Source organism: Cryobacterium sp. Y57 (genome assembly GCF_002929505.1).
In the GTDB taxonomy this organism is placed as follows: domain Bacteria; phylum Actinomycetota; class Actinomycetes; order Actinomycetales; family Microbacteriaceae; genus Cryobacterium.
The window spans coordinates 1-19,505 of the sequence record NZ_PJJL01000058.1 but is presented as its reverse complement, the minus strand read 5'-3'; the positions used below and the strand labels follow the sequence as shown (position 1 = coordinate 19,505).

The 19,505-nt window shown below is 63.2% G+C and carries 22 protein-coding genes; 16 read left to right on the top strand and 6 right to left on the bottom strand.

All coding sequences use genetic code 11. The annotated features are described in order from the left end of the window. Positions 1-13 precede the first annotated feature (13 nt). The 5 genes from CXY72_RS05130 to CXY72_RS05110 all read left to right on the top strand — a co-directional run bounded on the left by CXY72_RS05130 (position 14) and on the right by CXY72_RS05110 (position 4,360). The gene (locus CXY72_RS05130; protein WP_158252480.1) at positions 14-673 is read left to right on the top strand and encodes a GntR family transcriptional regulator; all 660 of its coding nucleotides are present in this window, start codon (positions 14-16) and stop codon (positions 671-673) included. Positions 674-1,087: 414 nt separating this feature from the next. After that, a complete protein-coding gene (locus CXY72_RS05125; protein ID WP_146071066.1) occupies positions 1,088-1,408 on the top strand; it encodes a hypothetical protein in 321 nt (106 codons plus the stop codon). A 1,028-nt stretch (positions 1,409-2,436) separates the two neighbouring features. Beyond that, entirely contained in the window at positions 2,437-2,883 is a 447-nt protein-coding gene (locus CXY72_RS05120; RefSeq protein ID WP_104126625.1) for an MmpS family transport accessory protein, read from the top strand. A gap of 581 nt (positions 2,884-3,464) precedes the next feature. Beyond that, positions 3,465-3,647: a hypothetical protein gene (locus tag CXY72_RS19495; protein WP_158252479.1), complete on the top strand. Its 183-nt coding sequence runs from the start codon at positions 3,465-3,467 to the stop codon at positions 3,645-3,647. A gap of 251 nt (positions 3,648-3,898) precedes the next feature. Further along, the gene (locus CXY72_RS05110; RefSeq protein WP_104126623.1) at positions 3,899-4,360 is read left to right on the top strand and encodes an SRPBCC domain-containing protein; all 462 of its coding nucleotides are present in this window, start codon (positions 3,899-3,901) and stop codon (positions 4,358-4,360) included. Positions 4,361-4,367: 7 nt separating this feature from the next. Here CXY72_RS05110 and CXY72_RS20565 read toward each other — a convergent pair whose 3' ends face one another. The 4 genes from CXY72_RS20565 to CXY72_RS05090 form a co-directional block, all read right to left on the bottom strand. Then, positions 4,368-4,679, bottom strand: a complete 312-nt coding sequence (locus tag CXY72_RS20565) for a hypothetical protein (protein WP_370446209.1) — start codon at positions 4,677-4,679, stop codon at positions 4,368-4,370. Positions 4,680-5,185: 506 nt separating this feature from the next. Further along, complete coding sequence (locus CXY72_RS05100) at positions 5,186-5,341, bottom strand: LysR family transcriptional regulator (RefSeq protein ID WP_158252478.1); 156 nt, start codon at positions 5,339-5,341, stop codon at positions 5,186-5,188. An 8-nt stretch (positions 5,342-5,349) separates the two neighbouring features. Continuing rightward, the gene (locus tag CXY72_RS05095; protein WP_104126620.1) at positions 5,350-6,882 is read right to left on the bottom strand and encodes an NAD(P)/FAD-dependent oxidoreductase; all 1,533 of its coding nucleotides are present in this window, start codon (positions 6,880-6,882) and stop codon (positions 5,350-5,352) included. Between the two features lie 25 nt (positions 6,883-6,907). Then, positions 6,908-7,810: an alpha/beta fold hydrolase gene (locus tag CXY72_RS05090; RefSeq protein WP_146071063.1), complete on the bottom strand. Its 903-nt coding sequence runs from the start codon at positions 7,808-7,810 to the stop codon at positions 6,908-6,910. A gap of 207 nt (positions 7,811-8,017) precedes the next feature. On the opposite strand from CXY72_RS05090, the gene CXY72_RS05085 reads away from it, so the two are divergent. The 11 genes from CXY72_RS05085 to CXY72_RS19185 all read left to right on the top strand — a co-directional run bounded on the left by CXY72_RS05085 (position 8,018) and on the right by CXY72_RS19185 (position 18,604). Next, positions 8,018-8,725 (top strand): SDR family NAD(P)-dependent oxidoreductase, encoded by a 708-nt coding sequence (locus tag CXY72_RS05085; RefSeq protein ID WP_104126618.1) that lies wholly within the window; start codon positions 8,018-8,020, stop codon positions 8,723-8,725. A 38-nt stretch (positions 8,726-8,763) separates the two neighbouring features. Continuing rightward, entirely contained in the window at positions 8,764-10,062 is a 1,299-nt protein-coding gene (locus tag CXY72_RS05080; protein WP_233197666.1) for an MmgE/PrpD family protein, read from the top strand. A 56-nt stretch (positions 10,063-10,118) separates the two neighbouring features. Then, complete coding sequence (locus CXY72_RS05075; protein WP_199183959.1) at positions 10,119-11,033, top strand: NADP-dependent oxidoreductase; 915 nt, start codon at positions 10,119-10,121, stop codon at positions 11,031-11,033. Positions 11,034-11,053: 20 nt separating this feature from the next. Beyond that, positions 11,054-11,683 (top strand): TetR/AcrR family transcriptional regulator, encoded by a 630-nt coding sequence (locus CXY72_RS05070; protein ID WP_158252476.1) that lies wholly within the window; start codon positions 11,054-11,056, stop codon positions 11,681-11,683. A gap of 157 nt (positions 11,684-11,840) precedes the next feature. Next, complete coding sequence (locus CXY72_RS05065) at positions 11,841-12,860, top strand: tripartite tricarboxylate transporter substrate binding protein (protein ID WP_104126615.1); 1,020 nt, start codon at positions 11,841-11,843, stop codon at positions 12,858-12,860. A gap of 5 nt (positions 12,861-12,865) precedes the next feature. Next, positions 12,866-13,414 (top strand): tripartite tricarboxylate transporter TctB family protein, encoded by a 549-nt coding sequence (locus tag CXY72_RS05060; RefSeq protein WP_104126614.1) that lies wholly within the window; start codon positions 12,866-12,868, stop codon positions 13,412-13,414. A gap of 6 nt (positions 13,415-13,420) precedes the next feature. Next, positions 13,421-15,064 carry a tripartite tricarboxylate transporter permease gene (locus CXY72_RS05055; RefSeq protein WP_104126613.1) on the top strand — a complete coding sequence of 548 codons (1,644 nt, stop codon included), beginning with the start codon at positions 13,421-13,423 and terminating at the stop codon, positions 15,062-15,064. Continuing rightward, entirely contained in the window at positions 15,061-16,263 is a 1,203-nt protein-coding gene (locus CXY72_RS05050) for an MFS transporter (protein WP_104126612.1), read from the top strand. The genes CXY72_RS05055 and CXY72_RS05050 overlap by 4 nt, the downstream gene beginning before the upstream one ends. Positions 16,264-16,268: 5 nt before the next feature. Continuing rightward, positions 16,269-16,712, top strand: coding sequence for an alcohol dehydrogenase catalytic domain-containing protein (locus tag CXY72_RS20010; RefSeq protein WP_233197665.1), 444 nt, complete (start codon positions 16,269-16,271; stop codon positions 16,710-16,712). A 5-nt stretch (positions 16,713-16,717) separates the two neighbouring features. After that, a complete protein-coding gene (locus tag CXY72_RS20005) occupies positions 16,718-17,245 on the top strand; it encodes a zinc-binding dehydrogenase (RefSeq protein ID WP_233197661.1) in 528 nt (175 codons plus the stop codon). A gap of 1,167 nt (positions 17,246-18,412) precedes the next feature. After that, positions 18,413-18,604: a hypothetical protein gene (locus CXY72_RS19185; RefSeq protein ID WP_146071062.1), complete on the top strand. Its 192-nt coding sequence runs from the start codon at positions 18,413-18,415 to the stop codon at positions 18,602-18,604. 163 nt (positions 18,605-18,767) lie between these two features. Here the strand turns inward: CXY72_RS19185 and CXY72_RS20560 are convergent, their stop codons facing one another. Continuing rightward, positions 18,768-18,971 carry a type II CAAX prenyl endopeptidase Rce1 family protein gene (locus CXY72_RS20560; RefSeq protein WP_158252475.1) on the bottom strand — a complete coding sequence of 68 codons (204 nt, stop codon included), beginning with the start codon at positions 18,969-18,971 and terminating at the stop codon, positions 18,768-18,770. After that, on the bottom strand, positions 18,968-19,417 hold the full coding sequence (locus tag CXY72_RS05030) for an IS30 family transposase (protein WP_104126609.1): 450 nt from the start codon (positions 19,415-19,417) through the stop codon (positions 18,968-18,970). Before CXY72_RS05030 ends, CXY72_RS20560 begins: the two co-directional genes overlap by 4 nt. Positions 19,418-19,505: the final 88 nt, after the last annotated feature.

Genomic DNA, 19,505 nt, shown 5'->3' with positions numbered 1-19,505 from the left:
GAAAGAGGGCCTCATGGCACAAGACGGAGACAGCAACCGTGGCGTCTATGAGGCTCTACTCTCGGATATTTCGGAAGGTGCCCTCGAGCCGGGCTCTTGGCTACGGGAGGAAGCCCTGGCCACTCGGCTCGGCACCAGCCGTACCCCCGTACGCGAAGCCCTTCGGGCACTAGCAGCCGAAGGCCTCGTCGAAGTCGTGCGCAACAAGGGCGCGCGGGTGCGCAACTGGACTGGTGAGGAGCTCTCCGAGACGTACGGACTCCGGGCACTTCTCGAGGGATATGCCGCACGCCGCGCGGCGGAGAAGCACGGCGCCGGCATGTTCGACCAGCTCCAGGAAGCAGAGTCCGCCCTGGAATCGGCCCTCGAGGTGCGCGCGCCCGGCTACCTCGACGAGGTAGCGGAACACAATGCCAAATTCCACCGGATCGTGCTCGAGATGGCCGAGAGCTCACTCCTCGGCGGGTTTATCTCGACCCTCAGCTCTGTCGCCGTGGTGAAGCGAGCGTTCCGCGGCTATACCGAGGCTGACCTTGCCCGCACCGTGGTGCAGCACCGCGACATCCTCTTAGCCGTCCGTGTCGGCAGCGGCGACCTGGCTGAGACCGCTATGCGCAGCCATATCTATGCCGCGATGTACTCGGCCTCCACCGCTCTGCACAACGACGGATAACAACCAGCGTCAGTCGAAGAGGGTAATCAGGAATGGCTTGTGAGTTCGTCGATTATCGATGCGAAAGGTTCGTGGCGTGTGGTGTTCGGTAACGATCGTTCGCAAAACGCTGCGGGACAGGTTCAGCAATCCTAGAGAACACGCAGCAGCTTAGGTAACGCTTGGCGTATACGCACCTAGATGACGTTTAATCGGATTGATTGTATGTTCTAGGTGTGCCAACCTGATCTGGTCGGGTCCTTACCCGCCGTGGACGAACACATCGATTGAAGTCGTCACAACATCCAGCGCACCCCACGCGCTCATAGCAAAGACTTGAGGCAAGCACGTTTAGGCAACCTCCCGTAAGGCAGCCCGACGATTATTCCGGCCTACGATGTCGTCCCGCAAACTCACTTCAATAGCGACGGCAGGATGGCACCCAGCATTAACCGAAAATACGGCCCCGTGGCCATCACTGTCGATGACCTGATCGCCGAAGGCGAGTCGTGGAACGTGCGCGCTCCCCGGTTGATCATCACCTCAGCGCTCGAGGCTGTGGACGCTTTTGTCCGTTCAGAGGGCCCCGTTGCGCGGGCCTACGCCGGACTGCAGGACGACGTCGCGCGCTTCACCCAGAACCATCTCAGGAGATGCCCCAAGGGCAGCGTCCACAAGGGGAGACTTGACGCACACACTTATATTCAACGTTTATTGCCTCGAGACCGACCAAGATGGGCCGAGGTGTTGAAATAATGGTGACAACATCACACGCAAGAAGCTCCTGATCAGATCGAGATACGTCGAGATCAACCGAGGTATCAGTCCGCACTCGGTCGGCCCAACAAATCCCCGGCGCAATCCGTCGGTCCCGGGTTCAAGTCCCGGCCGCCCTACTGTAATTTGGATCTGATCAGGGTTTTAATTTGGTGGAAATCGTCGAGATTCGAGTATAGGAACATCGGTCCCGGGTTCAAATCCCGAGCATATCGACAAAACAGTTTCTGATCAGGCCTTCTGTTTGCTTGCGACCGAGTCAACATTCGTGAATTTTGCATTGGTCCCGGATTCGAGTCCCCGCATCGATTGCGGAATTCCATCTGATCAGGAATCTTCCGTTGGTAGAGGCGCGACGAGATTTGATGCGATTCACGTTTATTCAACGTTAATTCTTAAAAACTGCCGATTGTGGGCGTTTACGCAAACAGGGCTCGAGCCATTTTGAGTGGCTCAGAGAGACCTCGATCGTTCTCGGTTGAGGGGATCAAACGCTTCCTCAGATTCGGCAGTGATGTGAACGCACGACGGGCGAGTTTGCCGAATAGTTCGGCGTCCATGCTCAAATGAGTCAGCTCGTTCCCGTCGTCAACGACCGCGAAGGAAAGCGATGATGGCTGGGCGACCTCGACTGCCGGTCAGCACGTTCGGCTAGATCAAGATAACCGCACTTGGAGCACCGAGCAACGCGACTACTGACGTTCGCTGGCACTTTCCCGGTGTTCATTGCCAAGAAGGGCCCGCTTCAGGTGCGAAGCCGATCGGCGTGTTGCACCCAGCACGGTCGGGGTCGTGACTCGGACAGACGCCGACCCTCGGATTGGGGGCTAACGACGAGCGATCTAGGTGTCAGCAATAAGTTACACATAGAAAAGCTTGTGAGTTGAGGACTTCTCGAATGCGAGCATCGCATCGGTCGGAGCGTCCAGCCTGGCTTGGGCACCCAAGAAACGAAGCCAGCCGAATTCGGCCACTAGCAAGGATTACATCCAGATCAAAGGAGACTCATGAAGAAAATTACGTTCGCGCTCGTAACCGGTATCTTGCTCTCGAGCTTTGTGCTCACAGGATGCAGTTCAGCTGCGCCTGGTGTCGATGACGGCGCAGCGCCAGCCGCCGACGTAGCCACATCCGAGGCGGCGACAGCGACAAACAACACCGTGACTTACGAAGTGACCAGCGACGCTGCCACTGCTGGCAACATCTCATATCTGACGTTCAACGACGGTAGCTCGGGCCAAGAGCAGGCCACCGAGGCGCCTCTACCCTTCACAAATGAAGTGACTCTCGAAGACGGTGGTTTGTTCTCGTCCAGCATCTTCTCGCTTGTCGCACAGGCGTCAGCAGAGGCAACAACGATTTCATGCAAGATCACCGTCAACGGAGAAGTCATCGCTGACCAAACTTCCAGTGGTGCCTATGCCGTCGTCACTTGCTCCGGCAGTAGCAAGTAGCCAACGTCATAGGCATAAGCCCTCTTCCTGACTTCCCTCGGGAAGGGGGGTGTAAACCCAACTATCTCGGGTGCTTTCGCAATAGGTATAATTATCGGGCCAGAAATGCTGATATTTTCGTTCTCGGATCACGCTGGCACCGGGGTAGACGCACAAACTGTGCGTGCGGTCATGGCAGTCGACAGCTGATTTCGGACCCGCAACCCTTGACAGCTTCACCTCGCCGGGCCTTCCTGTCCTCCCCAACGCCGCACAATTCGCCGGCATCGTTAAAGACGCCCTCATGCAAGCCCACACAGCCAACAGTGTCGTCCGCTCGCGTCGCTCTGCCTCGCCATGGAGGCCATCTTGTACGCACGAGCTATCGAGATAGTCGCAGAGCGGATGCACCGGGTCGAACTGCTGACGTCGCGGCCGCTGTGCGGAGTGCGAAGGCTGAGGTGCGGCGGGAAGAGCGGCAGCAGTAGATGGATGAGCTTATGAAGGCCATCGTGGTGCATTCTCACCAAGACAGTGGGCGGTTGGAAGCCGAGGCAGAGATGGAGAACCGGGCGCGGGCACATGGGGGGGGGTTGCCGCGGGTGCCTGCTGAGTCGTTGGTGGTGCAGCTTGTGCTGCAGGACGTCATCGAGTGGGTACCCACGAGCAGGTTGACCACAGCGGATGTTCGGACCGCCGCCCGCATCGCGGGCCTGCACATCAAGACCTCGCTCGAATCTCGCGACGTGGTCGACCAATCGGTTCATCGACGGGCGCTCTCGTAGTCGATGGCGACGAAAGGGCCGAGCAAACCGAGCTCGTTCGAATGCCGGTGCTGGACGAGGCAGGGATCAGGCCAGGCGACTGATTGAGCTCGTGGGGCGTCCATGCGCTTTGAGCTCCCAAGAACCGACCTCTGACGTGAACAGATACGCAACCATGGGTACGCTCGATGAGGTGCGTTTGCAGAACTTGTTGACGTGCCGCTCGGCGGGCACCGTCCCGTCGCGCTTGGCCTGAACGTGAAGGAAACACCGTGTCTGATCACGCAAGAATCAAGGGCCACACCGTGACCCGCACCGTGCACATCGAAGCCTCGCGCGCGCGCGTCTGGAAGGCGCTGACCGATCCCGAGGTGATGATCAAGTGGTTTGGCGACGGTGTAGGTTTCGCCGCGCTCGAGCCCGGTGCAACTGGCAGCATCGACTGGGATGACTACGGCAGCTTTCCGATCGAAATCACCGAGGTCGTGCCCGACAGCTCGTTCGGCTTCCGTTGGTCGGGAATCCCCGCCGAACAGCTCGACGAGTACTCGACGCACGTGCGCTTCACCATCGCCGATGCCGGTTCCGGGACGGATGCCACGGTGATCGAATCGGGCTTCGACACACTCCCCGGCACCACCCGCTACCGTCGCGAACGACTTGAGCAGAACCGAGAGGGCTGGGACGTCGAACTCGACGAGCTCGCGCTCCTCTTCGAAGGTGCGACTGAGTAGCTCACGACTACGGGGGAGTCGCTCGACGAGTTGGCCACGTTGCTCGGCCAGTAGAGGACAATTTGGCGCAGCAGGTCACCGACGCTATCGACGCTGCCCGCGCCGAAGCGGAGGGTGGGTCTAAAGCCGTCGGCCCCGGCCGCTGGCAGCACGAGGCCAGCTCGCGCCGCCGTGGGATTCGTGGTCGGCTCGCCCTGAGCACCGTATCTGCGACCGGCAAGGCGCTGTGGCCGGGCGCCGCGATCGAGATCGGGTTGTTGCCTATCACCGCCTGGGCGCCATCGATGGCAGGCATGAGCGGCGCGGTGTTCGCTGCCATGATCGCGACCGTGCCGGCTTCGGCCATCCGATCACTGAACGCTCCCCGCGGCCAAAATGATCAGCGCTTCGCGACACCAGCGTAGCCATGCCGTTCGCCCGCGCGCGATGCCGACCAGGCGCCGAAGCTGTGACCGGAATCGAGGATCACCCCGGTCGTCGACTCCTGCTCGACCTGCACCGCGTCGTCTCCGACTACGGCGTCGTTGCGCAGACGCTCGAGGTAGATGCCGAGGCGGGAGACACCGTGAGAGGGGGCTCCCGTGCAGGTCGGCGTCTGAGAGGCACTCGGCGTCTGTCACTGCGACTTCACCTACCCGGCCCTGCGCCATGAGGACGTCACGCATGGTCTCGCGCAGGCGCTCAGGTGCGCCGGCGCCTGTAGTGCTCTATCCCTTTAGGCGGCCTGCAGTCGACCGCGCTTGGCAGCGGCAATCGCAAACATGCCGGCTGCGGCCAACACCTGCTCGGCGTGGGGCAGCAGCCTGCAGCCCTCCTCTGTCAGCGTCACGCGCGGTGCGCGAGCTCGAAGCCGAGCGAGATCTCGAGCTGTTTGATCTGCAGCGACAGAGCTGGCTGCGTGATGAACAGGCTGGCAGCGGCTCGGCCGAAGTGCAGCTCAGCGGCGAGCGCGATGAAGCACTGCAGGCGCCAAAGGCTCACGTCGCAGCTCATACCGACACCGATTCGAGTCTGCGCGGACCGTCCACTAACTTGCCGTCCACGAGGTACTCGTCGGGCTTGAATCGGCCGCTCTCACGTCGGAACCTGGTCATGAAGTCCGGCCAGACCGTCGTTAGGCGGCCGTAGCGGTGATCGACGGACCAGGAGTAGCAGCCGCCGTTAAGCCACACGGTGTCTGCGGCACGCTCATCGATGGCGGCGACGAAATTGTCCTGTGCCTGCTGAGGGATCTCGATCGTGGACGCCCCAGTCGAGTCCATGAACTCGAGCGCGCCCAAGATGTACTGGATCTGAGACTCGACGACGTAGATGATCGAGCCGGCACCAAGGCCTGAGTTCGGTCCGTTCATGATGAATAGGTTCGGGTATCCGGCGACCGTCGAGCAGGCGTACGCCGCTCCACCCGAGGTCCATGACTCGGCCATTGAGCGGCCGTTCTCGTCGAAGATGCGATGCGTGATGGGCAGGTCGGCAGCCTCGAAGCCGGTGCCGAGCACGAGGGCGTCGAGCTCGATCTCGCCGTCATTGGTGATGATGCTGCGCTCCCTCACCTCGACGATGCCGCTGGTCTCAAGCGCTACGTTGTCCCGAAGAAAGGCCGGATAGTAGTCATTCGAGATGAGGATGCGCTTGCAGCCGATCATGTAGTCGGGCGTGAGCTTATCGCGCAGCTCGCCCTCTGGCACCTGCGCCGCCAGGTGGTCGAGCGCAGTGGTCTCGATTTTGGCGATGAAGTCAGCGATGCCACGGCGTTGTGGGAACCTTGCCTCGTTTCCCCAGAACAGCTCGTCGCGCAGTGCCTGCGCGGTCTCGGGCATGCGCCGGAACATTGACTTCTGCGCTGTCGTGTACGCGTGGTCCACGCGGGGGATAATGTACGGTGCAGAGCGCTGGAAGACCGTCAGCTGCCCAGCGGTCTTCGCGAGCTCCGGCACGATCTGGATGCCGGATGCGCCGGACCCAATAACGCCGATGCTTTTGCCCTCCCGCTTGAACGAGTGATCCCACCGCGCCGAGTGAAACATCGGGCGCTCGAACTTCTCCAGCCCGGTGATGTTCGGAAGCTTTGGATCGGACAGGTGGCCGGCAGCCGTCACGACGAAGTCGGCCGTGAACGAGCCTGCCGAAGTCTCCAGCGCCCAGTGCGCCGCACGCGCCTGCCAGGTGCAGGAGAGCAGTTCGGCGCCGAAGTTAATGTGGGGCTGCACGCCCTCGTCGATCGACGCCTCTCGCAGATAGGCGTGGATCTCCGGTTGGGTGGCATATACGCGCGACCAGTCTGGGTTCGGGCGGAACGAGAAGGAGTAGAGGTGCGACTGGATGTCGCACGCGGCACCAGGATACGTATTGTCGCGCCAAGTACCGCCCACGTCGTCGGCCCGCTCCAACACGATGAAGTCAGACTCTCCGCGCCGCCGCAGCTGGATGGCGAGCCCAAGGCCCGCAAAGCCGGAGCCGATGATTGCGATCTTCGCGTGCGTCGTCGTCGACTGGGGCTCGATGGTAGATGTCTGGTGCATGATAAATCCTCGGCGTCTCTGGTCGTCAGGCGTGGTCATTGCGGATGATGGTGCCTGCCGGGTGCTCGTGCGGGTCGAGGGAGAAGTCGTCGACGACGACGGCGAGCTCGGCAGGCCGCTCGACAGAGACGGCATGGCCGCTCTCGATCTCCAGATAACGCGCATCCGCAATCGCGCCGAAAAGCATGCGGCTGTGATGTAGGGGCACCATATCGTCGTACCTGCAGCCGATGACGAGGGTGGGCACGTCGATGCGGCTGAGACCCAACTCGATGTCGATGTCGCGGTTGAGTCGCATGATCTGCACTGGGTAGGGCCGTGCCGCCGCTGCCTGTTGCAGCTCGCGCCAGTCGCGTTCGTTGCGGCCAACGAGGAAGCCGGCCGAATAGGCCATCAGCAGCGTGAGTTGGCAGAGCGCCTCGGGGTCAGCGTCGTGCAGTCGCAGCCATAGGTTGTTACGGAGAAGCTGGTACCGATCGGTCTTCGACCAGCCGGCAACCAGCGAGAGCGAAGCGACGGCCGGAGGCCGCTCGGAGGCGTAGGCCGCTGCCACTACGGCGCCGAAGGAGTAGCCGACGAGCGCCACGGGACCTTCACCGGACGCGTGGTCCACGACAGCACGGAGCTGTGCAACAGCGTCCGCGAGCGTCAGATCTGCGTCATCAGCAGGCAGCTGCAGGTCGAAAGCGACCACCCGGCGGGTGAAAGTGAGGATGGGATAGACGGCCCAGAAGCTTCCGCGTGCGGAGCCGGAGCTGCCGTGCACGAGCACGATGGTCGCCGTGCTCGTCTCGTTGCCGCTGTCGTAGATCGGGATCACCCTACCCGCATGCTCAACGTACCCCGTCGGCTCGATCAGCAGCGGCTCGTGCAACGTGCCGTCGGCGTGCCACGCGCTCTGCCGTGGTTCTGTCAAATTCGTGACCATGGTCACCTCACTTCGTTGTGATTCGAATAATGAGAGCAGACAATCAAAATATGCTCTGCGTCGAGACTACATGCTTACCTAAAGGATGCCAATAGGTATATCTGATTGCCTACTCTCGTTTTGTTTCGTACGATCGGCATGCGGCGAAGATGCCGGCGCGCGTCGTGCGCCGCGATCGTGGCAAGACAAAAATGCGAGGTGCGACCCATGGCCGAATCAACGAGGGAAAGGGTGCTGGTCACCGGCGGAGCGAGTGGAATCGGCGCGGCGATCGTCGCGCAGCAGCGAGCGATCGGGCGCGAGGTCATCGTGATTGACAAGCAGCCCGGCGGCATTGTGGCCGATTTCGGCGAGGCCGAAGAGGTCGAAATGGCCCTCGCTGAGGCACTGGTCGGTGGACCGATCCACCGACTGGTTAACAACGTCGGCTACATCCGAGTCGCGAACCTCGAGGAGCTCGACATCGCCGACGCGTTGCGCACCTACGAGATCAACGTACTCGCTGCTATGCACTGTGCCAAGGCGTTGCTGCCTGGCATGCGGGAGGCGGGTTTCGGAAGGATCGTGAACATCGCCTCCCGCGCGGCGCTTGGCAAGGCGGGCCGCTCGGCGTACTCGGGCTCGAAGGCCGGAATTATCGGCGTCACCCGCACCTGGGCGCTCGAGCTGGGGCAGCACGGCATCACGGTCAACGCGGTCAGCCCTGGTCCGATTCGCACCGCGATGTTCGAAGCGGCCAACCCCGCGGGGGAGCCACGCACGCAGCAGATCATCGATGCGATACCGGTCAAGCGGGTCGGCGAGCCCGACGACATCGCTGCGGCAGTCGGGTTTTTACTCGACGATCGGGGTTTCATTACAGGTCAGAACCTCAATGTCTGCGGTGGAATGACGATTGGAGCCGTGCCACTTTGAGTGCCTCGCCCACGCTCGCCGCGACAATCGCCGCGTATGTGGCGCGCTCGGGCTCCCAGCCGCTGCGGAAGTCGACCAGGCAGGCCGCGAAGGTGGTGCTGTTGCACAACCTTGTGGTTGGCCTTGCAGCCCACGGTAGGCCGCTGCCTGGCTTGTCGTGTGGACGTGGCCTACCTTGGGCGCAGCGGCCGATGACCACACCCGACTTGGCTTTCGCGACGTCCCTGCAAATGGGTGCTCGTGCACAACACGACGAGCACCCGAGCTCGGTCACTCACCTGGGTAGCACTGTGATCCCCGCGTGCCTCGTCATTGCGCCAGCAGGCATCGACGGCGCGCGCCTGCTGTCGGCGATCGCTGTCGGCTACCAGGTCGGCGGGGTGCTCGGGAACGCTCTCCTTCCGTACATCCGTGCCCGTGGCATGCGTGCAACCGGCGTCGTCGGCCCGATCGCAGCGGCCGCCGCAGCGGCCGCTGTGCAGGAGCTCGATGAAACTGCGATCGCGCAGGCGATCTCGCTCGCGGTCAATCGCGCCGCCGGCTACACCCAAGTGTGGCACTCCGGCACCGACGAATGGCGCCTGCAGACTGCTGCCGCAGCGCGCGACGGCCTCGAATCAGCGCTCTGGGCAGCGGGCGGCGCCCGCGGCGCCGATGCCGCACTCGAGGGAGCTTCTGGTCTTCTACACGCACTCGGGGTGGACGGTATGGAAGCCGCCGAGCTGGCCGAGGCACTCGCAGGCCCGCCAGTGATCGAGCACATGCTGCTGAAGGCGCACCCGGTGTGCGCCATCAACCAGGCAGCGGTCGAAGTCGCCATTGACCTCCGCGAACTCGCGGCCATTGAAGCCCAGCAGATCGTGAGTGTCACCGTGTGCCTCGCCGAGGCCGACGCTGTGTACCCGGGCATCGATGTCGCGTGGCCGCCCACGTCGTGGTCCCAGGCGATGATGGATGTGCGGCAGGCGGTTGCGGTTGTCCTGGCCGAGGGACGGGTAGATATTGATGCCTTATACCCGGCCAGTGTCGAGGCGCAGCGGGTGCGCGAGCGAGTCTCGGTGGTGGGCGGCATGCCGGGCGGCGCGGGGCACGGCGCCGAGATCGTGATCGAGCTGGCCGACGGGCGCCGTCTCGAGGGACGTGCCGAGAGCGTCGAGGTGGACGGTGAGCGTTCCGCGCAGATGGCGGCAGAGCTCCTACCCGCAGTCGGCATCTCGGTTGCGCTCGCGGTGCACCTGCCGGGGTTCGTCGATGCTATAGACGAGCCCGACGGCGTGGGGCGACTGGTTGCGGCGATGGAGGGGATCGAGCCGTGGGCGTCGCTGTGCAGCCGATGATGCAGGCGATCGCCGCAACCGCCTGGGGAGGACCGCAGGTCCTGCAACTCGTCGAGGTGCCCGTCCCGTCGCTGTCGCTGGGCGACGTCCTCGTGCGGGTGGAGGCCGCCGGCGTAAACCCGACCGATTGGAAGTCCCGCGCGACAGGCGGCCGTGGGTTCTGGCGCGACCCGGCCATTCTCGGCTTCGACATCGCCGGTGTCGTCGAGGAGGTGGCGGATGGCTCGAACCTGCTCTCGCGCGGCGATCGGGTCTTCGGCATGCCCCGCTTCCCGCTGCCTGCTGAGGGCTACGCGCAATACGCCGCGGCTCCTGCGCGGCAGCTCGCGCGCATGCCCGCCGGGCTGACGTTCTCTGAGGCGGCATCGTTGCCGCTCGCCGGCCTGACGGCACTGCAAGCGCTTGAGGAGGCCGGCAAGCTCATGCCAGGGCAATCCGTCCTCGTCTGCGCGGCGGGCGGCGGGGTCGGTCGACTCGCGGTGCAGATCGCCGTCGCGCTCGGCGCGGTGGTCACAGCCTGCGCACGCGCCGAGCGACTCGGAGATGCCGCAAGAGCAGGGGCCTCTGTCGTCGAGGCAGCAGACGACGGCACGCCTGCCAGCCCATCGCGGCACGACGTCGTCATCGACCCATTCGGCGGTGAGCGCACCGAGGCACTCCTCGACTGGTGCGCGCCCGGCGGCATACTCGTCTCCCTGATCCCGCGCACGGACCCGGCGGTGCAGGATGCCGCGAGCACGCGAGGTATCGTGCTGCGCCGGGTGGTTGTGGAGCCCTCGGGAGCGGGGCTGGAACGCATCGCCGAATGGATCGAAATGGGTCATCTGTGGCCGCACGTGGCGCTGACGCTCCCCCTAGCGGATGCCGCCCAGGCGCACCGTGCAGGGGAACGAGGCGGATTGGATGGCAAGATTGTACTTCAGCCGTGGCATCGGAGTCGCGGCAGGATCGCTGAGGGGATGGCATCGTGACCACTGCATCGGAGATGTCTGTGCGTCAGCGCGGCAAGGAGCGCAAACGCGACGCGATCCAGACGGCTGCTGCCGCGCTGCTGCGCTCAAAGCAGTTCGACGAGATGACAATGCGTGAGGTGGCACAGCTCGCAGGAGTCGGAGAGGCGACGCTCTTCCGCTATGTTTCAAGCAAGCACCAGCTGCTGCACATGGTCTACGGCGATGAGCTCGATGCCGTCCTCGAACGCATCGAGGAGCAGGATGCCGCGATTGTCGCCGCACAGGGCGATGATCCGACCGGGACCAACTTTGTGGAGCGCATCCGCGCCATCTACCTGGAGCGCAGCGCCTTTTATCGACGCAACCCGGCGAATTCGTCGCGCTACCTGCGCGAGGGCTTCACCCTCAGCGATCTCAGCGCACGCAACGTGGCGCAGGGTGACCGCACGATCGCGCTGGTTCGCAGCATCGTGGAGGATGGGCAGGGTCGGAAGCTGCTCGATTCGCGGGGTGGGGCGCTGTTCGTAGCGCAGAACTGTCACGCAATTTACATGCACGAGATCGATCGCACGCCCGTCCGCGGCTTCGACCCGGATCGGATCTGGGAACGGCTGGGGCCGCGCCTCGATGCCCAGCTACGGCCCCTGGTGCTTGTCTCACTAGGGTGACCAGCAGCTCTGGGACGGTCGCCGATCAGGGAGTCCGATCGTCAATCGTTATCGCAGGTTGACGTGCCGCATCGAGCTCGACTAGGTTGGCGTCAGGACAAATTGAGAGTGCACTATCGAAAGTGCGCTCCACTAACAACGAAGTTAGGAGCCCGCCATGCACAGCATGAGCAAGAGGTACCGTCGGTCGCTTATTACAGCCGGCGCCATAATGGGAGTCATGTTGCTCGCGGGCTGTAGCGGCGCTGCCGGCGCCGGCAACTCCGCCGCTCCGGATGGCGAGGCCGCGGCCTTTCCAAACGGCGACATCCGATTCGTCATCCCCTATTCGGCCGGTGGCCCTACCGACGTTACAGCTCGGGCGCTCGCGCCCTGCCTCGGAGACGCGCTCGACACGAACGTGATCGCAGAGAACATCACCGGAGGCTCTGGCTCGGTCGGGTTGCAGGACATGATTTCGAAGCCCGCCGATGGCCAGACCCTCGCCATCGTCTCACCCGGCATGGTGGCGCTTTCGCCGATTGCCAATGGCCTCGACTACTCGCGCGAAGATGTCTCCTCGGTTGGCGTTATCTCCTACTCGTACTCGCCGATGGTCCTCGTCGTCGGCGAGGATTCGCCATACAGCAGCGGCGAAGAGTTCTTCGCTGCTGCTGAGGAGGCCCCCGCGACGCTGACAGTGGGCGTTTCGGGCGCTTCAACGCCACAAGCTATCGAGCTCCAGCGCCTCGCCGATGAGTATAACGTCGAGGTGATCGTGGTGCCCTTCGACGGCAGCGCCGGTGCCATCACCGCCCTGCTCGGCGGACACGTCGACTCGGTCTTTGTGAACGACCAAGAGGATGTCGTGCAGCGCATCGGCTCCGGCGATTTCACAGCGCTGGCCGTCTCGTCGCCGGAGCGCCAGGCGCACCTGCCCGACACGCCGACGCTGGTCGAGCTCGGCTACGACGACCTCACGCTGGCCGTCACGATCTACGCGCTGGCTGCCCCGGCAGGCATGCCCGATGATGTCGTCGCAACGCTCTCCGACGCTCTCGAGGAGTGTCTCAGCAACCCGGAGACCGTCAGCGCGATCGGCGAGAACTACATACTTCCTGAGTACCAGACCGGTGAGGAGTTCGACGGCTTCCTGTCCGAAGCCGAGAAGGTCTACACCCGAATCCTGGGCAGCTGAACGCAATGACCGACGTTGTCCGCACCGAGCACGACACTGGAACCATAACTGAGCACAACACATCCGACCCCGTCCAGCCCCTCGAGGGCATCCGCGGGCGAGGGATCGCCCGCTGGGCGGCGGTCGCCGTGCTCGCGGCGGTCGGCGTCGGCGCGATTGTCCTGAGCATCGGCTACGGGCTCGGCACGGGCACCCGGCCGGGGCCGGGGCTGTGGCCGTTCGTCGCCGCAGTGCTCATGCTCGGCGCCACCGCGGTGGTGGCGATCACCGACACCCTCGAGGACTACGAGCCGTGGGGCACCGAATCGGTGCGCACGCTCATCGCCATTGCCTCGCTCGTCTTCTTCGCCGTGCTGTTCACCCTCCTGGGCTTCACAGTGTCCGCAATCCTGCTGATGCTCCTTTGGCTGCGTATGTTCGGCCAGATGCGCTGGTTGCAGGGAGGCCTGCTCGCCGTCGGCGGTGGCATCGCCCTTTTCATGCTATTCGACGTCGTGCTCGGCGTCCCGATGCCCCGGGACCTGCTCATGACCCCACTAACGTCTCGGATGTGATCCGCCATGCTAGATGGCCTGTTTATCGGCTTCGGAGTCGCGCTCGACCCGATTAACCTTCTCTACGTCTTCGTCGGGGTTGTGATCGGCACCGCGATTGGCGTTCTGCCCGGCCTCGGCCCAACCGCCACGATCGCCCTGCTGCTCCCGCTGACCTACGCGCTCGACCCTGCCACCGCCATCATCATGCTCGCCGGCATCTATTACGGGTCAATGTACGGCGGCACCATCACCTCCGTGCTGCTGCGCATGCCGGGCGAGGCTGCGTCGGTCGTCACGACGTTCGACGGCTACCAGATGGCCAAGCAAGGTCGAGCTGGCCCCGCGTTGGGCATCGCGGCGATCGGATCGTTCATCGGCGGCATCGTCTCAGTGATCGGGCTGGCAATCTTCGCCCCGATGCTTGCTGATGCCGCGCTCGCTTTCGGCCCCGTGGCGATGGTGGCGCTGATGGTGCTCGGCCTGTTGCTAGTGACCTCGTTGGGCATGGGCTCGTCATGGAAGGCGCTCGTGATGGCGACAGTCGGGCTCCTGCTCGCGACGGTCGGCCAGGATCAGATCAGCGGCATGCCGCGTTTCAACTTCGGCTCGGCATCGCTGCTTGACGGCTTCGACTTCGTCGCCATCGCGATGGGTCTGTTCGGGGTCGGTGAGATCCTGCACAACCTCGAGCAGGGCGGTCACCTTAATAAGATTGCCAAGAAGGTCACGAAGATCATGCCGACGCGCGACGACGCGAAGCGGTCGGCGATGCCGATCGTGCGTGGCTCACTTCTGGGGTTCTTCATCGGAATCCTGCCCGGTGGTGGTGGCGTGCTCTCCTCGCTCGCCTCTTATGCACTCGAGAAGCGCGTCGCGAAGCATCCCGAGAGATTCGGCAAGGGCGCCATCGAGGGGGTCGCCGGTCCGGAGACCGCCAATAACGCATCCTCCACCTCGGCCTTCGTGCCGCTGCTGGTGCTCGGAATACCGTCGAACGTGGTGCTCGCGCTCATCTTCGGCGCGCTGCTCATTCAGGGCATCACGCCCGGCCCCAGCCTCATCCCGAACCACCCTGAGATCTTCTGGGGCGTCGTGGCGTCGATGGTGATCGGCAACACGATGCTGCTCATCCTCAACATGCCGATGGTGGGCGTGTTCGTGCAGCTGCTGCGGGTGCCGATGGGTATTCTCGTCACCTTCGCCATCGCGATCGTACTGATCGGCACATACTCGATCGCCAACGATCCCTTCGACATCTGGCTCGTGCTAGGCTTCGGCATCCTCGGTTGGCTCATGAAGCGCACCGGATTCGACCCCGGCCCCCTGGTTCTGGCGTTCGTCCTCGGCCCGATACTTGAGGCCTCGGTGCGGCAGTCGCTTCTCATCTCCGGCGGAGACTTCACCGTCTTCATCGGTGACCCTATTGCCATCACGATATACACGCTGATCGCCGTCGGCATCGCCTTCGCTACGATCCGCAGATTTACGAAGGGTCGCCCGTCGGTCCTTGAGCAGGCCCGTAACATCCCCCCAGTCACCGGTCTGATCGAGCTCGTCCGCAGCAGGCGCGACGCGAAGACGAGGACGACCACGGACGCATCGGCCGACGCGGCCGCCTACACCGCGACGGGCGAGGGTGAGCACGCGGACAGCACGTCGAAGCAATGAGACCGGACCGTCGGGAGCGCCGGCTCGTCGCAGCGCTCTTCGTCTCTGGGTTCGCGACCTTCTCGCAGCTGTTCGACGCGCAGGCGATCCTGCCGAGCCTCGCTCGCGACCTCGAGATAACCAGCGCCACCGCGGCCCTCGCGGTCTCGGCGACGACCACCGGTATCGCCTTGTCAGTGCTGGCGTGGGCCTGGCTGTCGGATCGCATCGGTCTCACGGTGGTCATGCGTATCAGCCTGATCGCCACCACCGTTTCGGCGCTTGCCGCGCCCTTGGCGCCAACTTTCGAGCTGCTGATCGCAATGCGAGGCATCACAGGGATCGCGCTCGGCGGTATTCAGGCTGTCGCCACGGCGCTGCTGGTCGAGGTGCTACCGCGGCACCGCGTGCCGACTGCTGCTGCCGTATACATCACTGGCAATACCGTCGGTGGAGTCACCGGCCGCCTGATCGCCGGCCCGGTGAGCGAATTGCTGCACTGGCGGATCGGTCTGCTCATGGTCGCGGCGCTCGGAGTCGTCGCCTGCGTGCTCTTCTTGGCCCTCCTGCCACGCGGATTAGAGGAGCGCATCAGCCGTCCTGCATCGTTCCGCTCGGCGCTGGGGCACGTCGGTCATCACCTCTCGCGCTGGACGACCGCCTCGATCTATGTGCAGGGATTCCTGATCATGGGCTCGTTCACCGCTGTCTACAACTACCTCGGCTTCCACCTCACCCGCGAGCCGTTCTCGGTACCGGCCGCGCTGGCAAGCCTGTTCTTCCTCGTGTACTTTGTGGGCGCATTGAGCGCGCGCGTGGCCGGTGAGTTGGCCTCGCGCGTCCCGCCGTGGTTCGTCGTCCTGTGCGGTGGTGCTTCCGTCGCGGTCTCGGCACTTCCGATGCTTTCTGCGAGCGTAGAGATACTGCTAGTCGGAATCACGCTGCTCACGATCGGCACGTTCATGGCGCACCCGATGTCCAGCACGCTCTCGGGATTGGAAGCTGGCCGCGGGCGTGTGCAGTCGACGGCGCTCTATCAGCTGAGCTGGCTCACAGGCGCTGCCGTGTGGGGATGGTTTGGTGGCGTGTTGTACGACCGATACGGATGGGCCGGCGTTGTCGGGTTGTCGACAACGCTCGTGATCGCGGCAGGCGGCATCGCCGCCAGCCGGGCGTGGGCGACCAGGATGGGTTTGAGTGGGCAAGGGAGCAGGGCGTGAAGGCGATGCAGTTCGAAGTGGGCGGAACGTTGACGTGGGAAGATGCGCCGGAGCCGGCGGCGGCGGCGGGTGAGGTGATCGTGGAGATCGCCGCGACGGCTGTGAACCGTGCAGACCTCATGCAGCGGGCGGGCAGGTATCCGTCGCTTGCGGGGGAGTCGAACGTCTTAGGCCTAGAGTGCTCAGGAACGATCGTCAAACTTGGAGACGACGTCGAGGGCTGGGCCGTGGGAGGGCGGGTGTGTGCGCTGCTCTCGGGCGGCGGATACGCCGAGCGTGTCACGGTGCCGGTGACGCAGCTCCTGCCGGTTCCTGATGCGGTCTCACTCGAGGCGGCGGCTGCTCTGCCCGAGGCTGTCTGCACGGTTTGGAGCGCCCTGCGCGACGCGCCCGAACCAGGGGAGGGGCGGGCGGGCTTGCCCTCGTGCACGGGGGTAGCGGCGGCATAGGCACCATGGCCATACAGCTGCTTCGTGCTCGTGGCTACCGAGTCGCTGTTACCGCCAGCGCCCGCAGCCACGAGCTCTGCCGCTCGCTCGGGGCTGAGTTTACGATTGACTACCGCGACGAGGATTTCGTTGATGCGGTTCTCGCGGCCACCGACGGGGTCGGCGCAGAGTACATCCTCGACGTCATCGGTGCCGATTACCTGAGTCGGAATGTTGATGCGCTCGCGCTCGACAGGACGCTCACGGTGATCGCCGTGCAGGGCGGCACGAGGGCGGATGTCGACCTGCGCAGGCTTATGCAGCGCCGAGTCACGCTGCGCGCGATGACGCTACGGGCGCGACCGCGCGTGGGTGGCCGCGGCTCCAAGGAAGCGGTGATCTCGCAGGTGCGCGATCACGTCTGGCCCCTCATCGCCGCCGGCTCCGTGCGGCCGGTGATCGGTGCGACACTGCCATTCGCAGAGGTCGAGCGCGCGCACGAGTTGATGGGCTCGGAGCAAGCGCCCGGCGGCAAGATCCTGCTCGTGCGCTGACGCGCCGTTCGTCAGAAGTGACGCCGCCCTCCTCAGATGACGCTTACCCTTGGGTGGTACACGTGCAAGGCAAGGCAAGGCAAGGCAAAGGAAGACTTGACGCGCATACGTATATTCAACGTTTATTGCCTCGCGACCCGCCGAGATGACCCGAGGTGTTGCGATAATGGTAAAGACATCTGATACAAGAACCTTCTGATCAGATCCAGATAAGTCGAGTTCAAACGAGGTATCAGTCCGCACTTGGTCTAGGCCAAAAGAGCCCCGGCGCAAACCGTCGGTCCCGGGTTCAAGTCCCGGCCGCCCTACTGTAAATTAGATCTGATCAGGGCTTCTTGTCTGTACCGAAAGGGCAAGACTTGACGCACTATCCGATTATTTGTCATTTATTACCCTAATCTCGGAATTCTGCCACTCGGAAGGCCCGGAAGTCCGCGGGTCTTTCATCGAGGGGAGATTGTTTGTAGGCGGTAGGTTTCGGGTTCAAGTCCCCATTGAGGCTGACGAAAGTCGCTTGATCAGCACTTTTGCTCCTGCGGAATCGGCGACTTTTGATGCGCCCATGGTTTATCCATCGTTTATCCAAGAACGACTGACTAATTCAGGTGCGCGGGTGAGAAGGTGCGCGATCTGCTTCGAGTCGTCTCGGATGACCTCAACCACTTTCGGGCTATTTTGCAACCAAGCCAACACGGATGTGATTCGCCCGAGTGCGTTCGATCACCGACTCGGCCTTCGCGGACTACGTGTTCGTGTTCCTGCGGCGCCACGCGCTCTCATCTACCCTGCAAGCGCCGCGCTACGAAGTCGCTCGCGCCAACTGGCTCGAAGCATCGGGGAGCAGAAGCGCGCCCACCCGTGCCCGTTGGGATGGCGACCGCCATCGGCGACACCGGAGGTCATGGCCTTGTTTGCGACACCTGGCAGCTGAATACCGTTAGTCACCACGACCGCATCATGGCCGGATTTCAATCGTCCGTTTACCGGTCCCGGCCGTTGTGACTCGGACGAGTACGAGGAGATCGTCGCGGCCGACGTTATATTTGCGGCGCGCCCGCGTGCAGCAGTGACGGCAGATTTTCATGTCTGGAACGAAAGAACGGCTCAGTCGAGAATTGTCAGGGAGGCACTCGCCATCGGCCCTGCCAGACGTGCACGGAAGCGAGCTTGGCTCTCATTCAAGCCACCCGCGAACGCTTGCGACTGCCCGATTTCGAAGCCGGTGGCAAAGACGTCGTCCTCCGCAGCTTCGGCAACGCCGAAGAACTCAACAGCTGCTCCGTGCAGAATTTGATCGATGACATGAGCGATGCCCTCGTGGTCGAACTCGCCGTCACTGGCGGCGACAAAACGCAATAGGGTTCCCGAGCCAGCGATAAGCCAAATCTCTTCGCCTCGCAGCGAAAGCCGAATCGTGATCTCTGAGTCGCCGTCCCAAATCACGGCCGCCGACGCATCGCCGTCGCACATGTAAGCGCGTGCCAAAGTGCTTGATCTGCGAATAAGAGTTGCGAACTGCTCCCTAAATGGTGATGCCATAGACACCTCCGATCAAAATCACATCCGCGACAAAGTGGGCCACGATAATCCAGATAACGGATCCCGTGGACACTTCTCGGATGATACACATCGCGAAGCCGAACAAACCCGCAAACGCCATCCCGATTATACCGCCGGGCGTTCCGTTGATATGAGAAAGTCCGAAAATCAGCGACGACAGTTTCAAGCGGTCAATGCAACGATTGCGGCGTTGAAGACCTCGTGAGGAGTCTGCCGCTTTAAAGCTCTACGGGGGCGATTGTTGAGTTCGGTCACGATCTCCGCAAGTCGCGTGGTGTCGGTCGGGTTGAGATCGGTGCTTTTGGGGAGGTATTGACGAAGAAGTTCGTTGGTGTTTTCGTTGGTGCCGCGTTGCCAGGGCGAGTACGCGTCGCAGAAGAACACGGGAATCCCGGTCGCTGTGGTGAAGTCAACGTGGCGGGCCATCTCATTGCCACGGTCCCAGGTCAATGTTCGACGCATGGTTGCGGGCAACGTGTTGAACTTTTCGATGAGCGCGGCGATCACTCTCTCACTCTTCGCGCCGAACGGAAGGGGCAGGGCGATCAGGAGGCGGCTGTGCCGTTCAACTAGGGTCACGATGTGTGACGCGCCGTAGCGTCCAACGATCATGTCTCCCTCCTTACGATGTTGTGAGTGTCGGAGGCGGAGTAATGTTCCGGCAACCCTCGGGCGATGGGTATGGCTGAGGTCTCCTTGC

Coding starts and splice junctions, on each gene's coding strand:
- CXY72_RS20005 (WP_233197661.1), top strand. CDS start 16,718: ATGGCCATACAGCTGCTTCGTGCTCGTGGCTACCGAGTCGCTGTTACC.
- CXY72_RS20565 (WP_370446209.1), bottom strand. CDS start 4,679: ATGGCAGCGAACACCGCGCCGCTCATGCCTGCCATCGATGGCGCCCAG.
- CXY72_RS05130 (WP_158252480.1), top strand. CDS start 14: ATGGCACAAGACGGAGACAGCAACCGTGGCGTCTATGAGGCTCTACTC.
- CXY72_RS05120 (WP_104126625.1), top strand. CDS start 2,437: ATGAAGAAAATTACGTTCGCGCTCGTAACCGGTATCTTGCTCTCGAGC.
- CXY72_RS05125 (WP_146071066.1), top strand. CDS start 1,088: ATGGCACCCAGCATTAACCGAAAATACGGCCCCGTGGCCATCACTGTC.
- CXY72_RS05060 (WP_104126614.1), top strand. CDS start 12,866: ATGACCGACGTTGTCCGCACCGAGCACGACACTGGAACCATAACTGAG.
- CXY72_RS05065 (WP_104126615.1), top strand. CDS start 11,841: ATGCACAGCATGAGCAAGAGGTACCGTCGGTCGCTTATTACAGCCGGC.
- CXY72_RS05030 (WP_104126609.1), bottom strand. CDS start 19,417: ATGATCGTTGGACGCTACGGCGCGTCACACATCGTGACCCTAGTTGAA.
- CXY72_RS05050 (WP_104126612.1), top strand. CDS start 15,061: ATGAGACCGGACCGTCGGGAGCGCCGGCTCGTCGCAGCGCTCTTCGTC.
- CXY72_RS05055 (WP_104126613.1), top strand. CDS start 13,421: ATGCTAGATGGCCTGTTTATCGGCTTCGGAGTCGCGCTCGACCCGATT.
- CXY72_RS05090 (WP_146071063.1), bottom strand. CDS start 7,810: ATGGTCACGAATTTGACAGAACCACGGCAGAGCGCGTGGCACGCCGAC.
- CXY72_RS05085 (WP_104126618.1), top strand. CDS start 8,018: ATGGCCGAATCAACGAGGGAAAGGGTGCTGGTCACCGGCGGAGCGAGT.
- CXY72_RS20010 (WP_233197665.1), top strand. CDS start 16,269: ATGCAGTTCGAAGTGGGCGGAACGTTGACGTGGGAAGATGCGCCGGAG.
- CXY72_RS05095 (WP_104126620.1), bottom strand. CDS start 6,882: ATGCACCAGACATCTACCATCGAGCCCCAGTCGACGACGACGCACGCG.